This window comes from Armatimonadota bacterium, assembly GCA_029907255.1.
Classification (GTDB): domain Bacteria; phylum Armatimonadota; class UBA5829; order DTJY01; family DTJY01; genus JAIMAU01.
Map to the genome: position 1 here is coordinate 118,454 of JARYMF010000001.1, position 16,716 is coordinate 135,169.

At 46.2% G+C, this 16,716-nt stretch carries 12 protein-coding genes; 1 reads left to right on the plus strand and 11 read right to left on the minus strand.

Features of this window, described 5'->3' with window-relative positions:
* Nucleotides 1–24: 24 nt before the first annotated feature.
* The 11 genes from purD to QHH26_00545 form a co-directional block, all read right to left on the minus strand.
* The gene (purD, locus tag QHH26_00495; protein MDH7480434.1) at nucleotides 25–1,314 is read right to left on the minus strand and encodes a phosphoribosylamine--glycine ligase; all 1,290 of its coding nucleotides are present in this window, start codon (nucleotides 1,312–1,314) and stop codon (nucleotides 25–27) included.
* Nucleotides 1,314–2,717, minus strand: a complete 1,404-nt coding sequence (gene dnaB, locus QHH26_00500) for a replicative DNA helicase (GenBank protein MDH7480435.1) — start codon at nucleotides 2,715–2,717, stop codon at nucleotides 1,314–1,316. The genes purD and dnaB overlap by 1 nt, the downstream gene beginning before the upstream one ends.
* 43 nt (nucleotides 2,718–2,760) lie before the next feature.
* Nucleotides 2,761–3,216, minus strand: coding sequence for a 50S ribosomal protein L9 (gene rplI / locus QHH26_00505; protein ID MDH7480436.1), 456 nt, complete (start codon nucleotides 3,214–3,216; stop codon nucleotides 2,761–2,763).
* 14 nt (nucleotides 3,217–3,230) lie between these two features.
* The gene (locus QHH26_00510; GenBank protein MDH7480437.1) at nucleotides 3,231–4,547 is read right to left on the minus strand and encodes an MlaD family protein; all 1,317 of its coding nucleotides are present in this window, start codon (nucleotides 4,545–4,547) and stop codon (nucleotides 3,231–3,233) included.
* A gap of 26 nt (nucleotides 4,548–4,573) precedes the next feature.
* On the minus strand, nucleotides 4,574–5,329 hold the full coding sequence (locus tag QHH26_00515) for an ABC transporter ATP-binding protein (GenBank protein MDH7480438.1): 756 nt from the start codon (nucleotides 5,327–5,329) through the stop codon (nucleotides 4,574–4,576).
* A 7-nt stretch (nucleotides 5,330–5,336) separates the two neighbouring features.
* Nucleotides 5,337–6,149, minus strand: a complete 813-nt coding sequence (locus QHH26_00520; GenBank protein ID MDH7480439.1) for an ABC transporter permease — start codon at nucleotides 6,147–6,149, stop codon at nucleotides 5,337–5,339.
* 537 nt (nucleotides 6,150–6,686) lie between these two features.
* On the minus strand, nucleotides 6,687–8,189 hold the full coding sequence (locus QHH26_00525; GenBank protein ID MDH7480440.1) for a glutamine synthetase family protein: 1,503 nt from the start codon (nucleotides 8,187–8,189) through the stop codon (nucleotides 6,687–6,689).
* A 148-nt stretch (nucleotides 8,190–8,337) separates the two neighbouring features.
* Complete coding sequence (locus tag QHH26_00530; protein MDH7480441.1) at nucleotides 8,338–10,212, minus strand: family 20 glycosylhydrolase; 1,875 nt, start codon at nucleotides 10,210–10,212, stop codon at nucleotides 8,338–8,340.
* 141 nt (nucleotides 10,213–10,353) lie between these two features.
* Nucleotides 10,354–11,391 carry a hypothetical protein gene (locus tag QHH26_00535; GenBank protein MDH7480442.1) on the minus strand — a complete coding sequence of 346 codons (1,038 nt, stop codon included), beginning with the start codon at nucleotides 11,389–11,391 and terminating at the stop codon, nucleotides 10,354–10,356.
* Nucleotides 11,321–13,024, minus strand: coding sequence for a family 10 glycosylhydrolase (locus QHH26_00540; GenBank protein ID MDH7480443.1), 1,704 nt, complete (start codon nucleotides 13,022–13,024; stop codon nucleotides 11,321–11,323). Before QHH26_00540 ends, QHH26_00535 begins: the two co-directional genes overlap by 71 nt.
* 95 nt (nucleotides 13,025–13,119) lie before the next feature.
* The gene (locus tag QHH26_00545) at nucleotides 13,120–14,214 is read right to left on the minus strand and encodes an alcohol dehydrogenase catalytic domain-containing protein (GenBank protein ID MDH7480444.1); all 1,095 of its coding nucleotides are present in this window, start codon (nucleotides 14,212–14,214) and stop codon (nucleotides 13,120–13,122) included.
* Nucleotides 14,215–14,494: 280 nt separating this feature from the next.
* Here QHH26_00545 and QHH26_00550 point away from each other — a divergent pair, with 280 nt between their 5' ends.
* Nucleotides 14,495–16,663 carry a hypothetical protein gene (locus tag QHH26_00550; protein ID MDH7480445.1) on the plus strand — a complete coding sequence of 723 codons (2,169 nt, stop codon included), beginning with the start codon at nucleotides 14,495–14,497 and terminating at the stop codon, nucleotides 16,661–16,663.
* The last annotated feature ends 53 nt before the right edge of the window (nucleotides 16,664–16,716 follow it).

Genomic DNA, 16,716 nt, shown 5'->3' on the forward strand with positions numbered 1-16,716 from the left:
AATTAGAAATAGAAATAATCAAATTCAGTTGTTCTTTATTGCTCTAGCACCAATGTCTTTTCGGTAGTGCATTCCATCAAAGTAAATCTTTCCTACCGCGGAGTATGCCCTTTCAACCGCATCCTTGAAGGTTTTGCCGAGAGCAGTTACTCCTAGCACCCGACCGCCGCTGGTAACGACTTTTCCATCCTGAAGTTTTGTCCCTGCATGGAAAATTATCACATTTTCCATCTTCCCAGCAGCCTCTAGACCGGAGATTGGTTTACCAGTCTCATAGTTGCCAGGATAACCTTCCGATGCGATGACCACACAAACCGCACATCCATTATAGCATTTTAACTCCAGAGAGTCGAGGGAGCCAGCTAGCGAGGCTTGAATTACTTCTACGAGGTCATTTTCTAGAAGCGGCAGGACTACTTGAGTTTCTGGGTCTCCAAACCGCGCATTAAATTCCAAAATCTTAGGTCCATTTTTAGTAAGGATTATCCCGGCATAAAGCAAACCCGTGTAAAGCCTGCCCTCCGCCTTCATTGCCTTGATTGTAGGCCGAATTGCTGTTTCTAATACTTCATCATAGATTTCTGGAGTTACAGCAGGAACAGGAGAATAGCATCCCATGCCGCCAGTGTTCGGCCCCTGGTCATTATCGTTAACACGTTTATAATCCTGGGCTGGTGGTAGCGCAATGATTTCCTCACCGTCCGTAATTACCATAAGCGAGGCTTCCTGACCTTCGAGGCGCTCTTCTATTACGATTTTGTCGCCAGAAGCACCAAATGCCCTTTCATCCATAATAGTTTCTATTGCTTTGATCGCCTGCGTCTTCTTGTCGCATACAAAGACACCTTTTCCAGCGGCTTCTCCATCTGCTTTTATGACAATTGGAAGTTCTTCTTGTCCTTTGGAAATTTGGTCTATGAATGCTTTAGCTTCTTTGGAGCTGGAGAAAGTGCGGTATTCTCCAGTTGGAATGCCATACTTGGAAAGAAGATCTTTTGTAAAAACCTTGCTTCCCTCAATGGTTGCGGCAGTTTTGCTTGGGCCGAAAGTTGGAATTCCTTCCTCACGGAAGACATCAGCTATTCCGGCGATAAGAGGTGATTCAGGTCCAATTATGGCAAGGTCAATTTTCTTTTCTTTAGCAAAATCCAGCAAACCTTGAATGTCAGTAGCCTTTATGTTAAAGCATTCTCCTAACATGGCCATGCCCGCATTTCCAGGGGCACAATAAAGTTTTGTAACCAAGGGGCTTTGGGCTACTTTCCATGCCAGAGCATGTTCTCTGCCTCCTGAGCCAACGATTAGTACTCTCATTAGATCTCCGTTCTTTCCTCCTCCAAGTCTTCAAAGCTTGCGAATTTTGGCAGGAATGCAAGGTGGATAGTACCCGTTGGACCATTTCGCTGTTTCGCAACTATAATTTCTGTTTTATGCACTAGGGTTTCACCTGATTGAACCATTGGGTTTTCATCATCCATGTCATCCACCGACTCAATTGCTGGTGTGTGTTTGTAGTAGTCGGGCCGGTAGAGAAAAGCAACTAAATCGGCTTCTGCTTCAATCGAACCGCTTTCACGCAGGTCTGAGAGAATTGGCCGCTTATCTTGTCTTTGTTCTACCGCACGGCTCAGCTGAGATAGAGCGACTACTGGGACGTCTAGCTCTCGTGCTAGACTTTTAAGCATTCTGGCAATCTCTGCAATCTCTTGGTTTCGGTTATCTCCTCGTCTATGCGCCTGCATGAGCTGGAGGTAGTCAATGATTACAAGTGAAAGTCCATGTTCCGCCTTGAGTCTGCGACATTTGGTGCGCATCTGAAGCGGTGTCATATCAGTGCTGTCGTCTATAAAGATTGGTGCGTTATAAAGCATCCCGACTCCCTCGGCGAGCTTCGGCCATTCGTTTGCTTGGATATAGCCAGTTCGCAAGCGATGGGAGTCTACTCTCGATTGTGAGCAGATTAGTCTGAGGGTGAGCTGTTCTTTTGACATTTCAAGGCTGAATATGGCAACGGGTTTCTTTTCATGGATGGCGACGTGCCTCGCGATATCAAGGCAAAAAGCAGTTTTCCCCATTGAGGGCCTACCTGCCACGATGATGAGGTCGCCAGCTTGGAGGCCCGAGGTTATTATATCGAGATCTCGAAATCCAGTAGGCAACCCTGATACCAGCGCCTTCTCTTTATATTGGTTTTCAATTCGCTCGAATGCTTGGTGCGCAAGCTCCTTAAGTGGGACAAAGAAGCGTCCCATTCGCCGCTGAGATACCGTAAAAAGCAATCTTTCTGCGTCATCTACTAATGAGTCTATATCTTCCCCAGATTCGTTAGTCCAGCTGATTATCTGCATGCAAGCATCTATTAGGCGGCGCAGGATCGCCTTGTCCTCGACAATTCTGGCATAGTACTCGATGTTTGCCGCTGTCGGCACGCTGTCTATGAGTGCCATTAGATATTCTGTACCGCCGACTGCTTCAAGCTTCCCTTTGCTTCGGAGTTCTTCTTGGACCGTAACTATATCTACCGGTTCGTTTTGGATTGCAAGGGATACTAATGCTTCAAAGATGATTTGGTGGGCTTCACGATAAAAGTCTTCTGGTTTGAGTATATCTATGGCTTTTTCAAGAGCCCCGCGGTCAATCATCATTGAGCCTAGAGTTGACTGCTCAGCCTCAAGATTTTGTGGAGGAGCCTTGCTAAGTAATGAGAGATTATCCATATAAGTCTCCGCCGCTATACATGAAAGTATTCGTCCATTGCTTTTATTGCTGCTGTTCGCCTATGACTTCCACCTTTACATGAGCAACAGCATCCTTGTGGAGGCGTATAGGGACATCGTATGTGCCCAGAGACTTGATTGGTTCTTCAAGCTCTATTTTGCGTTTATCAATCTTAATTCCAGTTTGTTTCTCAAGTGCGTCGGCGATATCTGCATGCGTAATTGAGCCATATAGCTTCGTTCCACTACCAACTTTTCCTGTCACAGTTATCTGGATTTCGCTCAATCGCTCTGCTATGTCTTTTGCTTCCTCGCGAAGCTTCTCGCCTCTTATTTCCTCGACTTTCTTGCGTTTTTCAAGCTCAGCGAGATGTGCTTTATCAGCAGGGACGGCCAGCTTTCTGGGGAAAAGATAGTTGCGTGCGTAACCCTCTGCTACGTTGACTATGTCGTTCGCCTTCCCGAGACTCTTTACCTCCCGAGTAAGAATTACTTTCATTTGCTGGTATCCTCCTACTTGTTTAATTTCACTCCCAAAACTGCTTGGTTTTCGCCAAAAAGGTTGTCTATTCCTAACAAAACTGCCCAATCGCTAGTTACTCTGTAGCCTGCTCGGATGTTTAACTTGGGTTCATATGGATCAAACAAATCAAGTTTCCCAAAAGCCTTGGATGAAAAAGCATGGTCTAGACCCAAGCCCAGGCGCGACGCATATAATCCATATCTGAGTCTTGTTTGCGGATTTAACTCCTGTCCTGGCTGAAGGATAAGCTTACTACCTGCACCTGCGTCGTACATGCCAAGCTCTAGGAATTTTTCTTTCCCTGTGGGTATTGTTGCAGTTAGCTCGGCGCGGAAGTGGTCACCCTTGGGATTATATAGCATATCTAAATTTAAGGCTTGTGTTGAAATCTTGCTTTTTAATCTCGACGTGCCGCCAAATATCCTGCCCACCTTGTCGATGACTTGTCTTGCTTCTTCAACTGCTTGGCGGGCTCCAGAAACTGTTTTCCTAATGTCTTCTTGGAATTCAGGCGCGGTCACTAGTTTTTCCAGGCTTGCAACGGTGCGATCTAGGCTTTCTACGGTCTCCCTTGCAGTGTGAACGGTTGCTGTTATGTCTCCCTTAAGTTCGTTACTCTTGGCAAGGTTGTTTAGCTCTGAGGTTATCTCCTTGACGTTTTCTGTTGCATCGCTGATATTTTTTGTTATGGCATCTACGTCGTCTTGATTTCTTACAACAGTGTTTTGAAGAGTAGCCATTGTTGCTTCAAGCTTCTGGGCAGACCTGTTAATGCTCGCTACTGTTTCCTTGATGTTTGATTGGAGCGTTTTGTCGCCGAGCAACGCTTTCAAGCTTTGGGAGGTCTCAGATAGATTGCTTAAAAGAGCCTGGGCGTTGGGAAGCAAATCTTCGATTCTTGGTGGAACTTCACCGGTAATTGTGGGGTATGGGGGCGACAGCGTCTGAGCTAAATAGTATTTTGTTTTCCGATTCGGTATGATTTCAATGTACCTTTCGCCTATAAGCAGGCCAACCCTAATAATGAACTGCGATCTTTTGGGAATGCGATACTTCCGGTTTATGCCAAGGAGCACGTTAGCTTTCGCATCCTTGGTGAGACTCAAGCTACGCACACTGCCGATGGGAACGCCCGCCATCCGCACTGGGTCGCCTTCCATTATACCAAGGGAATTAGTGAATATAACACTAATGTAGTACATTTCTCGGTGAAGTTGATAATATTCGAGAAACCAGAAAACTAGGACGAAAGCCAGAGCTGCGAGAAAAACCAAAATTCCTACTTTTAAGGCTGGACTATACGTCATGTTGTAACTCCAGGCGTACTTTTTATTTATTCGGTTATGCCAGGTTGAATAGGGCCCTCAGCTTTGCCTTCAATGAATTGCCTTACTCTAGGGTCGTCTGATTGTCGAATTTCATCGGCAGTACCATATGCGATGATTGTATGGTCATGAATCATAGCCACACGATTGGATATTCGAAATATGCTGTCAATGTCATGCGAGACAACCACAGAGGTTACCCCTAGGCGGTTTCGCATTTCAGTAATAAGATTGTTTATGACATTAGCCATTATCGGATCTAAACCGCTTGTCGGTTCGTCATAAAAGAGAATTTCTGGGTTCATAGCTATGGCTCGTGCAAGGCTGACTCTTTTTTGCATGCCGCCGCTCAATTGGGCGGGCATTAGGTTTTGAGTCCCTGGCAAGCCGACAAGTGCCAATTTTTCTTCTACTATATTTTCTATTTCTTTGCGAGTTAAACTAGTATGCCTTATAAGTGCGAATGCGACGTTTTCGAAAACGGTCAGCGAGTCGAATAGCGCTCCATATTGAAACACTACGCCTATTTTATGCCGAATACGATTTAGCTCATCTTCAGAAAGTTTTGTGATATCTGTACCGTTAATGAATACTTGGCCCGATGACGGCCGAATCAATCCTGCCAAAATTTTTAGCAGAGTTGTCTTGCCAGAGCCCGACACCCCCATGATAGAAACCGTGTCTCCCTGGGGGATATGAAAATTCACATCCCGTAGGATATTTTTGTTCCCTATCTTGTAGTTAACCTGCCGCGCAGTTATCACGTCCGTATCAGAATCCTGGTGTTCGGCCGCCGAAAAGGATGGCCGCCAAAAAATAATTCGAAATGTAGATAAGTATCATCGAAATGACAACTGCATTCATAGTGCTGCGGCCAACGCCGGCTGCTCCACCGGTTGTTGACAATCCTTGTTGGACGCCCACAATGGCAATAAAGGCACCAAAGAAGATGGTTTTAAAGAGTCCCTTAGTAATGTCTTCAATGGTAAGCCATGTCCGTGCCGAGTTCAGATATGATGCTGATGAAACGCCATTTGCCATTGCTACAACATAGCCACCGAAGCTTCCAACAATATCACCTAGCATGGTGAGTACTGGTAGCATGAGCACCAGCGCAAGGAATCTAGGTACAGCCAAGTATTGGATTGGACTTGTTCCTAATGAACGTAGCGCATCTACTTGTTCGGTAACTTTCATAGTGCCAATTTCGGCGGCGATGGCTGACCCCGCACGGGCGGCAACCACGATTGCAGTTAGAACAGGGGCAAGTTCGCGTACGACTGAAATTGAAACTCCTCCGCCAACTAGACTCCCAACGCCCCACTGAACCATCAACTGCGAAGTGTATAGTGCGAGAACGGCTCCTGAAAAAGCAGTAGTTACTATAACAATAGGAAGTGAATTGAAACCAATTAGAGCCATCTGATTGATTGTATCGCTGATGTTGATATCTCCCGCAATTATGCGGCGAATCGAAGTAAGGCCGATTATGGTTGCCTCGCCAATAAAGTTGAAGAAGCCGGTGAGCTGTTTCAGCATCACCCATCGTGAAGTTTCTGTGGCTGATTCAAGCCCGTTGGTCACGTTTGCCTCCTCAACAATACGACGGCAATGGGGGTTTGCGAACTTTCTGCGTCGTTTGTTGGTATTATAACCGAACCGAAAGTAGGTTTTCAACTAGCTAAAGAGCGAATCTTGTTTGATATGATAATACGCAAGCCCTTAGGTATAATCTGGGTATTGCCACGTTGGGGAATTAGGTGCTTTGTCTATTGGCGCGTGCAGTCATTTTGAAGGGGCATTTTTATATTGCTATACAAAGATACCCAAAGTCTGGATTCGTCAAAGCGCTTTTAGTCCAATTGTTTTGTGTGCCAGCCGCATTTGCACTTTAGAGTTCTGCGATTAGCAAAGAATTTATTATTAGCCTTTCAATATTGCCATTCCCAAAAGTTTATAGGAGATACGGATAAGTTACTCATCAATAAATGAATAAGCACAGTCGTCTTAAGGTATCCTAGGCATTCAGGTTTCACTTGCGGCAGAGATTCTCCGGCCAGGAGAATCTCTGCCAAGTTTGCTTGCATCAGCTAGCCAAAATTATTGAACATAACAGCTGTCTTAGCAATGCAAGTATTTTTCTACGAGTTTCCTGATTTCTTCATCTTTGCCATAGAGACGCTCGCTTAGGTCCTTATCGTCATAGGATTTGAGGGCCTTAGCAATACCATCTATCACTAATGGCGAGAAGACGCCATCTTTTTCGTAGATGGCTCTATCTTCTATTAGGCAGTTGGCTGATTCCCAGCAAGAAGCTGGAAGCTGAGGAAGCTTCTCTTGAATCTTTTTGTGTTCCTCCGCAAATATGTTTACATCCACATAAAGTTTATTGGCAAGCTCCAAGGCGTCTTTCATTTCAAAGCCATGTCGCACGGCTACTGCTAAGCCAGCTAGCAGATGATGAATGTTTGCCGATCCATCGCCGGCTCTGAACTCTATGGTTTGTGCGTCAACACATTTTGTTTCGCAAGTTTCGTCTTGCGGATTGGCATCTCTAATCATGTTCTTTACATTAAGCCATCCAAGAGGTACGCGGATTAAAACCGACCGGTTTCGGTCGCCCCAGCATATGTTTGTTGGTGCTTCTTGGTGTGGGACAAGCCTTAGATAAGATGTAGGTACAGTATTACCAAATGCTGTTAGTGAGCGTGCCATCTTGAGGCAACCAGCAATAGCTTTACGACAGGCATCGCTTAGTTTGTTATCTTGGACCATCGCATTCTTACCATTATCTAATAACCGCATGTGAACGTGGAGTCCGCTGCCCGCATGGCCAACCATGATTTTTGGCGCAAACGTAACTGTTACTCCATATTTGTAGCCTATCATTCGGAGAATCCATTTAGCTATTACGAGTTGGTCAGCTGCATCCTCAATGGGAGCTGGTGTCATCTCAATCTCGGCTTGTTCCATTTCTAAGTCTTCATCGTGGATGTTCCCAACCTCCGAGTGCCCATATTTGATTTTGCCGCCAGCCTGTGCTATTGCTTGCATTGCCTCAACTCGCAGGTTTTCCCATTTCGTGAATGGAGGTGATTCGTGGTAGCCTTTCTGTGGTTGGGTTTGATAGAGGGGTTGCTTTTCGAAAAGGACGTAATATTCCAGCTCACCTAATGCGTCAAGGCTTAGTCCAGTGGCGCGCTTCAGCGACTCATGCGCTTTTCGGACAATATTTTCTGGAGCAATAGCGAGAGGTTCGCCTTCGCTTGTATAGTAGGAGCAGAGGATATCTACGGTTGGAATGGGTGCGAATGGGTTTACATAGGCAGTTTTATATTTGGGCACCACATAGAGGTCGCTTGAACCCGTATCAATATATGGGAACAAACTTGAGCCATCAACCCTTTCTCCAACCGAAAGCAACTGGTCGAGGTGCTCTGGGCTACTGATTACGAAATTAAGTGTCTTGAGGCGCCCATCCCCGCCAACATAACGGAAATTTACCATCTCGATGTTGTTGGATTCTATAAAGGCTATGAGGTCTTGTTTTGTAAATTCTGCGGGGGGTTTGTTAAGAAAACGAGCGATCTTGTTGGGCGTCAACGCCAGACGTGTTTCGTCCATGAACTGTTCTCCTCCTTTGGAGTAGTTTCTTCAGCTCACCATTGAGCCTTTTGTTATTTTGTTTTATAAGCGGAATCCACCGTGCGCGTGATTATCGGATACCATGCTAGGATATATCCAACTAACGCTCGCTAAATATGGTGGTTTCTTATCCTATTTTAATCTTAGACAAACTATCTTGCAATCCTCCCGGCCTATTGCGAAGAAGCCAAACTCGCTCTTGATTCTTTTTGAGCTCGGCTATCCGTGAGGCAAGGTTTCTTGGTTTTGGTGTGCCGAGCCTGATTCTTCCAACGTCTGCAGCTAGTTGGAGCATCTTTATAACCTGAGCAAACTCTTCGCGCACAATCTCCGCATCTACAGCATGCATATCATCTCCCCTTGCGGCGTCTGCTATTTCCTTTAGTCGCCGCTCCATTTCTACGAATTCTTCGAGTGATAGATTCTCTTCGAATTTGGGATCGTTCATATCTCTGAATAGCATTTGCCAAGGTACGGTTGAGTTGAACGTTCTCTTCTTGAAGCAGCGGTAAATGTCACCAAGGTCATAGAATGCCCGCCCCATTTTCCCAGTGCGGTCTCCGAAGGCATGAATAGAAAGGTTTTCTACTATTGTTTTCTTTGGGTCAACTGTTGAGTTCCATGAAACCATTGCTCCCGCCAAAAAACCAAGATACGACACTGAAAGCGGTTGCCAGTGGCCGTTGTCGCCCCAATCTGTATTTAGAAGCCCAATTGCTTCTAGTCTCTTGCCATTAGTTGCCGCGTTTACAATATTTTCGATTGCATTTGTTGTGCGGCCCGCCAGAGCGTTCCAGCTTGATGTTCCAGGACATACATAGAATGGGATGCCCGAATCGCGGAATCTTGCTCCATGCTCGGCAAATGGATGGTCGGCTTCATAGCCCCATTCAAGTGCGATTATGTCCTTTGGTAGTTCAGGGATAAGCTCAGGGTATTTAAGGATTATGTCCCCCCAGAACTGCATTGTTCGGCCGTGTTCCTTGACCAACCGGTATATTTCCAAGACGAAGTCCAGATATACTCGCCCCGTTCCGCGCTCCTGACATAAGGTTTTACTTCTGCCACAGCCGAGATCTATGGTTTCATCTAGACCAACATTGAACATTTTGCTGGTAAAGTGCGGTAAGAGTTCCTCATAGAGTCCTTTAATGAATGGAATAGTTCGTTTATCACTCGGACAGAGGCTAAACGGGTAATCAAAATGTCCCCATTCGGTATCGCATCCCCGTGGAGCTTCGGCCATTGGCCGATATTTTGCATGTTTTAACCACCTCTCCATATGCCCGAATGAATTTTGGTTTGGCACTAGTTCAATGAATCGCTCGCGGCAGTATGCGTCAAGAGCCATGATTTCTTCGCCAGTCACTGGGCTTGCTTTTTCCCAGACTGTGGGATGCGCAGGATATGCGAATGTATGCTCGGTGTAGAGTTGCAGCTGGTTAATCTTCCACTCAGACAGCAAATCCACGATATGATATAGGGTTTCCATCGTCGGCACCTTGTCACGGCTTATGTCGAGCATTACGCCGCGGGCTGGAAAGTCGGGCCAGTCTGAGATAGAAAGGCATCGTAGAATTGCATTTTTAGGTTTTGATTTTTGATTATGAGCCTTAGAATTTTCACCCTGAGATTGGCGAAGAATTTGAGCTAGCGTGCAAGCGCCGTAAAATGCGCCTGCGGGTGTGCGCGCGGTAATTTCTATCCCTTTTGGGCTTATGGTTAGCTTATATCCTTCGGGGGCGGTTTTGCCTGCGTGAGTGACTATCTTTGCCAGCGATATGTCATCTAAGCGAATTACTGCCCCTATGAGTTGTTTTGGGACTCTTGGGCTAGCTGTGATCTCCAGGTCAAGTCCTGTCATCTTCGCAGCAGGAATCAGCGACTGCGGGTTTTTGGCGTCTAAGACAATGTAACGTTTTCCTTCTATATTAAAGACGCCGCTGCTGCGGCTTATCTTTTTCGGCATAGGCGCAAGATACAGGTCTTTTCCGTCAATCATCGTTTCACTCCTATAAGAATATCATTTTAGTCGAATAGATAATATTCCATTGAGCGCTTTTGAGTCAACATAGCACAACCTGGGTGAGGTGCTTTTTGCAGGAAGAGGAAAAAAGTAGATTATGGGGAATCTCTTTCGGGGCTAGGGTTTAATAATATCTGAGTCGCGCCTGGGCTTTATGAGTGGAAGTATTTTGTCTTCAGTTTGTTTTGTTCCGCTTATCCCAGTAACTAGGACAAAGCTTCCCTCATCTGGCAAACTTGTTAGGTTTGAGCAATCAACTTCGAGTGGGGTGCCTGAACCGTCGTCAACTTTGAAACCGTCCGCCGTTCGAACAACTCGGCCTGCAATAGTGATAAGTAATCCTATGTTATTTGTGCCGATGCCTCCACTTACGCCTGGGGTGTATTGGTTCAATCTTGCGCCTCCCACGCATTTGGTCAGCATTAACAAGGGGTTTGGTGTTCCTGGGCCCGGATACGAGTTTATGTTCCATAGCATAATTACGCGCTCGCCATTTATCGTATCCAATGTGCCCGAAACGTTTACGTAGCTTCCTTCTGCTGGCGAAATGCCGTTTACGCGAATACCTGACACCTGCTCTTCTTTGCTCTCGCATATATAGAAATGGTCGCCAAACCCAGCACTCACAACTTTGCCGGCGAGCACAACCGGCATGCCATCAGGGCGGTTCTTTGCGTCTGCTGTTGTAATAGCAGATGGCACGAACTTAACAGCGTCTGCTATGATTACCATCGTGGAAGTGTCGCCGGTGTCGCTGTAAGTTGCAACGTAGCCGGAGTTTCCCCTGGCAAATGGCTTGCCGGCAACTAGAAGATTCCATTTTCCACCATTAATCTGCTCATTAACTCTTAATTCCTCCACCCCGCCGTCATAATAAACTCGCCATTTAGCTTTTGTGCTGCGGTTTGTTCCTGTGGTGTACCAAATATAGATATCATACAATCCAGGAATCAAAATCTCGGGCCTAAAAATAGCAAATCTTCGAGGGTCGGCGGTTGTGGTGTAGAAGTAATTGGCGCCATATTTTTGGCTTACAATTGTTCCCGTCCACCAATCTCCATAAGCACAGCATCCAGCATCAAGGTTATCGATAATTATTTCGTATGGTTCGTCGTTGGCGGCAGTTGTGAAAATATAATCTGAGGAACAAGCCATGTTTCTTGCCGCATCCCATGATTTCACGCGAAAAATGATACGTAGTAAGCGGCTTCAGGCCGGAAAGCTGAACGGTGTGGGATGTTACTTGCGCCATGTCTTCCGCGGAAGAGTTTTCATAGGTTGGGCTAATGCCGTATTCCACCATGCTAGTAGCAGGCTCGTTCGTGTCCCATTTGATTTGTACATGCGTGGCATGGATATTTTCGGCACGAACATTAGATATCGTAGGCGGGCTTGTCTCGTGTTGAAGAGTGAAATCTAGGCAGGCGACCTGACCGGCCAAAATTGTGGTTGTTTTTTGGATGGCAGTGTATCCAGGTGCTTCTACGCAAATGGTATATGTTCCAGGTGTGATTTCAGAAAAGCCATAGAACCCGGTGCCGGAGTTCTTATCACTCAGTCCAAGCTCCAGGATTTTTGCAGTCGCTGGGTAAACAGCATTGCCTGCCTCGTTGCGAATGAATCCCTTGAGGTAGCCTTTAGTTGGATTATTAAGCCACGGCATTGCAGGCACGGTCGCTGGCGTTGGGTATGGACCTGCAAGTAAGGCAGCTTTGAAACCATCTTGGTTGGGTTCGCCAGCGTTTGGGTGAGCATAGCTATATAAATGCATCCCCGGGAAACCTGCGTTGCGTGCATTCTCTATTTGCCAAATGCTGTTTGAGATACTATTCATTTCTCCGGCTATGCCCATGTAGATGTGATGCCCGTAACTGCGGCTCAAACTGTCAAGGGCATTAGTATAAAACGTTTGGTTGTCTGTTGTGTAATTCATAGGGGATGCATAATCCAACCAGTGATTTGCCATCCATCTGTCCCAATCCTGGAGAACTTCTGCGCGTCCGGAAGCCGCTGTGCGCCAGACAAGAGCTCCTACTTTAACATGGGGCTTTATCGCTTTAATTTCCAGATATGTGCGCTTGACAAGGTTGGATACCTGATTGCGCCGCCACTCTTGCCATAGAGGGTCCATGCTTGAGGGTAGCCCCGTGCGCCCATATTCAGAATTGAACCTCGCAACCGCGGCAGGGTTGTAACCCCAGCCAATGTCGTAATAACGAATGTAATCCAATAGAAAACCATCTATGTCATACCTACTTACTATGTCTAAAAATACCTGAATTAGGTAGTTCTCCACTTCCGGTAGTCCTGGATCAAGGCTTGTGTAGCGTCCATCCCAAAGCTTGTCGCCGTTTGCATACTTGCTGAACCATTCGGGGTGGAGGTAGTAGATATGCTCTGGCATGCTGTGGGGTGGAGGGGTAGGCAAGGTCCATACTCGGTATGGCACAACCCACGTGTGAACTTCCAAGCCGGCTTGATGAGCTTTGCTCACCATATCGGCCAATGGGTCGAATCCGGGGTTTGGCGAGGGGTCTGTACCTAATGGTTCTAATGAAGAGTTGTAATACGCATCACATCTTTTTCGGACCTGCATTAGTATAGCATTGCAGTTCCACGACTTGATGCGATTTACGGTTTCTTGGACTGCTTCAGGGCTTATGATTGCATATCCAGAGCCCCAGTACCAAGCGTCTACTAATATCGAACGAAAATCATTGGGCTGGGCGAACGAAAGGGTTGAAAAAAGAACGGTTATGAGAAGACACACCATTAGCCCGCGGAGCATTGGAGACACCTTCTTAATACGCTTCCATTTTTAGCATCAGGGGATGGATTGTCAACTTTAAATAAGAAAAACTGGCAAGAATACCTAATGCAAGACTAAGGCTTCAGGAGAACTTTGATTGATTCCTTTGCCTCTCGAACCATATGCAGGGCCTTTTTAAAATCTTCCAACGGTAGCTCATGAGTGACTATTGGTGAGACGTCAACTAGCCCACGGTTTATGTAATCAATTGCAAGAGGAAAAGTATACGGTGCAAGGTGAGCTCCAAGGATGTTTAGGTTTTTCTTGTCGCCTATAATCGTCCAGTCAATTGTTGCAGGCGCCAGAAAAACGCCATACTCTACAAAAGTGCCAAGCTTTCTGAGCATCATCAAGCCGGGGAAAATAGATTCAGGATATCCTGTTGCATTAATATAAACATCGCATCCATAGCCGTCGGTGAGATCCAATACACGAGCTACAACGTCCTCTTTATCAGGATTCATTGTAAGATCAGCCCCAAGCTCTTTTGCTACTTTGAGGCGGTAATCTCGAGGGTCAATTGAAATTAGAAGCGATGGATTTAGTAGGCGTGCAACCCCAACCATGCCTAACCCAAGCGGACCTGCGCCTGCAATGACAACTACGTCGCCAAGCTGGATTTGTGCTCGTTTGACGGCATGAATAGAGCACGCGAGTGGTTCGACAACCGCTGCGTGGTTTCTAGGCATTTCCTTAGGAAGTTTGTAGTTGCGCGAATTTGCTGGGAGTTTCATATATTCTGCCCATGCACCAGGCATCCATCTCCTGAAGCCATAGATGTCGTGCACAGCGCAAAGCCAGTAGCGACCTGTTGTACAATAGCGACATTTTCCGCAAGGGACGATTTGCTCGGAAACAACCATATCTCCGATATCAAGCCCATGTTGTTCAGCCGCTCCTTCGCCTAGTTGGACTACTGTGCCCGCAAATTCATGACCGGCAATGCAAGGAGGCTTACAGTAACCTTCAACCTTCCCATCGCCCCAGAAATGAATAGCGCCGAAGTAACATTTGGTATCGCTTGCGCAAACTCCAGCATGGTCAATTTTTATGATTATTTCGCCAGGGCCTGCTTGAGGAACCGGAAGCTCCTCTAGACGATAGTCCTCCGGGCCGTAAGTAACAACGGCCTTCATTGTCTTAGGCAATTCTTGCCCATGTACCGGCATCTATGAATCCTCCCTAACAACAATTGGTTAACCAATCCTAACATAGTCTGTCTGTTGAGTCTAGGGTCTTGTTGATAGATAACCAGGTTGGCTATTTAAAAATTAATTGACATTTATTTTTCACCAACCTATAATTATTCTTGCAAGGTAAAACCCTCTCTCGGCGGTGTTGGGACTTGCCACTATTGGATTAGCGCAAATTGGGTTTCATAGACACCACTTGGGTGAGTGAGCCGTTACCGTTGAGAGTATGGCATGCTAAGCAAGGAGGTATAGCCCAATGCCGTCGTATTTCCGTTCCCCAGCTCCCTGTGTTTTCCTAGGAATCATTTTTGCGCTTTTGGGCTCCAGGGTTTCTTGTGCTCCCCCTGACAACTTCAGTGGGTTGAAAGGAGTAACTCTAAAGGAAAGCACAGCGCTTCCGGACCTTGCGCGTGAACTTCTTTCAACAAAGAAAGCGAAAATTGAGGGCGTCCAAGTTATTGAAGACCGAGCAGAATCATTAGTAGTGAGAGTAGCCTACAAAGACTTAGAAACCACTGAGGCTATGTTTCTAATAGTCAACGCTGAAGATGGCAAACGAAGGACTATAAAAGAAGTAGACACGTCGAAAACAGCTCTAACCGCAACTGAAGGAGAAATTACAGTAAGGCTGGAAATAGGGGCAAACGTTGCCCGGGGAACACAATTTGATCAATCGTTTCTCGTGGTCTTGATAGGCAAGGAAGGTGATTTTAAGAAAGCTGCTATCAAGGTTTTCCAGTGCAATAAAAAATGGGAGAAGAGCCTTGCACCCGAAGAGATGATAATCAAGGTAGTCGCAGAGCCGATTGGGAAAAGCAAATCGCTTACTGCTGGAAGCGGACCGAGCCTTGTACTCAATCCAAAGGTTTTTGTAACAGCAAACCCGGTGCTCAAACCGGTTGGCGATGGGCGCTCGTCAGGTCCCAAAATTACAGTCGACAAGCTTCAACCTGTGGTACAAACAATCTCTAAAGATGTGACTCCGCGTCTACCATCAAATATTGGTGGTATTGAGAGCACCACATCAGTAATAAAGATAACCCCTTCCCTTGTTGGATTGAAAGCAGCAAACTTGGTTATGGGATTGCCGAAAGATGTAAAAGACAACAATGGGCAAGGCCCAAGCACCAATGCTATACGTCTTTTTGATACTTTATCTTCCGACATTGGGCTAACTGCTGAGGATATAATGGACTTACACCCCAATATTTACGAGGATGCGAATCCCGATTCGGGTTATTTCTATTATCTTCCACGTGGTTACTATCTTTATTGGGATGAAGACACAGGATACGCACTCCGCATGCTTTACGGAGTATCAACCGGTGAGTCCAATGCAAATGTTGTGTCAATAGCCGCGCGCATCACATCGGGCGTGGACCCAATGGATATTGCTCTTGTTCGAAAATTGCTTCAGAAGTATTGCGAAAGCACTTCACGAAAGTTTAGGGATCTTAAACCATTCCCCTTCAGCAGTATGTCAGTCTCGTTGAAAGGCGATTTGGGGCAGTATAATATTCCACCAGAGCGAATAAGCGTAACTGGAATTAGTGATATTGCCGGTATGATTGATATCTCCATGACCACAGACCCAGTCACAAAAGAAAACTTGCAAATGGTTTTAACCCAAGGCCTTGGGATAAGCGGAACGGTAACATATCAATCGGCGTCAAGCTCAGGCAGTGGTTCACTTGAGGTTACCATTCCAGTTCTCATAAAGTTTGCAGATAAACATTCTTTTGGAGCTAGGCAGTTCGCTCGTGGTGTGAAGTTTAAGAATGCGTCTTTCTTTCCTGCAAAAATAAAGTATCTCAACGTTCTTGTGCCAGGAGAGTCACCCACTGTTTACAGTTATGAACTGGCGGACACAATTGTTCCCAGCAGGGCAAGCGCTACTATTGAGGCTCACAAAGTGCCATCGTGGCTGGATACATCGGCGCTCAAAATGTGGGTGGATTATTCCTTGGTTGCAGACGACCAGGATGCTATCGCAAAAGCAATTGAGGCTGTAACTGGCGGCGTGACTTCCATTGCTCAGTCTGAGATTACTTTCCGCACTTTGACTCCGTTGGCTGACACTGGGGTAGCGCTAGTGCTTGTTAGCGTATCTTCTAAGTATTTTGACCCGAATGCATCGGGTGAAATAGTGAAGACTCTTGAATTGACCCAAGATGGAGCAAGCTTCAAAGTTGGCCCAGTTTACCTGGTAAACCGACAACCTGGCGAAGAAAAACCAGGAGATCCATTGTTTAAATATAAGCTGACGGTTGTCAATCCCGATGGCACCACAAAGGAAGGTACAACGTGGACGGAATCGAACAACCTAACGATTTATGTGGGTTCGGCACAGCTTCGTTCAATTATAGGAGTGCCAACGACGCCCGAATCGCCTGCGCCTGCCGAGCAACCAGCTACCCCAGGATAATAAGACGCCTAAGTGCATTCTTAGCCATTCTTCTTTTGCTGATCTCGGATGCC

What these genes read in the sequence shown, in the direction of transcription:
- purD (MDH7480434.1), bottom strand. Translation starts at nt 1,314, where the DNA reads ATGAGAGTACTAATCGTTGGCTCAGGAGGCAGAGAACATGCTCTGGCA.
- dnaB (MDH7480435.1), bottom strand. Translation starts at nt 2,717, where the DNA reads ATGGATAATCTCTCATTACTTAGCAAGGCTCCTCCACAAAATCTTGAG.
- rplI (MDH7480436.1), bottom strand. Translation starts at nt 3,216, where the DNA reads ATGAAAGTAATTCTTACTCGGGAGGTAAAGAGTCTCGGGAAGGCGAAC.
- QHH26_00510 (MDH7480437.1), bottom strand. Translation starts at nt 4,547, where the DNA reads ATGACGTATAGTCCAGCCTTAAAAGTAGGAATTTTGGTTTTTCTCGCA.
- QHH26_00525 (MDH7480440.1), bottom strand. Translation starts at nt 8,189, where the DNA reads ATGGACGAAACACGTCTGGCGTTGACGCCCAACAAGATCGCTCGTTTT.
- QHH26_00530 (MDH7480441.1), bottom strand. Translation starts at nt 10,212, where the DNA reads ATGATTGACGGAAAAGACCTGTATCTTGCGCCTATGCCGAAAAAGATA.
- QHH26_00535 (MDH7480442.1), bottom strand. Translation starts at nt 11,391, where the DNA reads ATGGCTTGTTCCTCAGATTATATTTTCACAACTGCCGCCAACGACGAA.
- QHH26_00540 (MDH7480443.1), bottom strand. Translation starts at nt 13,024, where the DNA reads ATGCTCCGCGGGCTAATGGTGTGTCTTCTCATAACCGTTCTTTTTTCA.
- QHH26_00545 (MDH7480444.1), bottom strand. Translation starts at nt 14,214, where the DNA reads ATGCCGGTACATGGGCAAGAATTGCCTAAGACAATGAAGGCCGTTGTT.
- QHH26_00550 (MDH7480445.1), top strand. Translation starts at nt 14,495, where the DNA reads ATGCCGTCGTATTTCCGTTCCCCAGCTCCCTGTGTTTTCCTAGGAATC.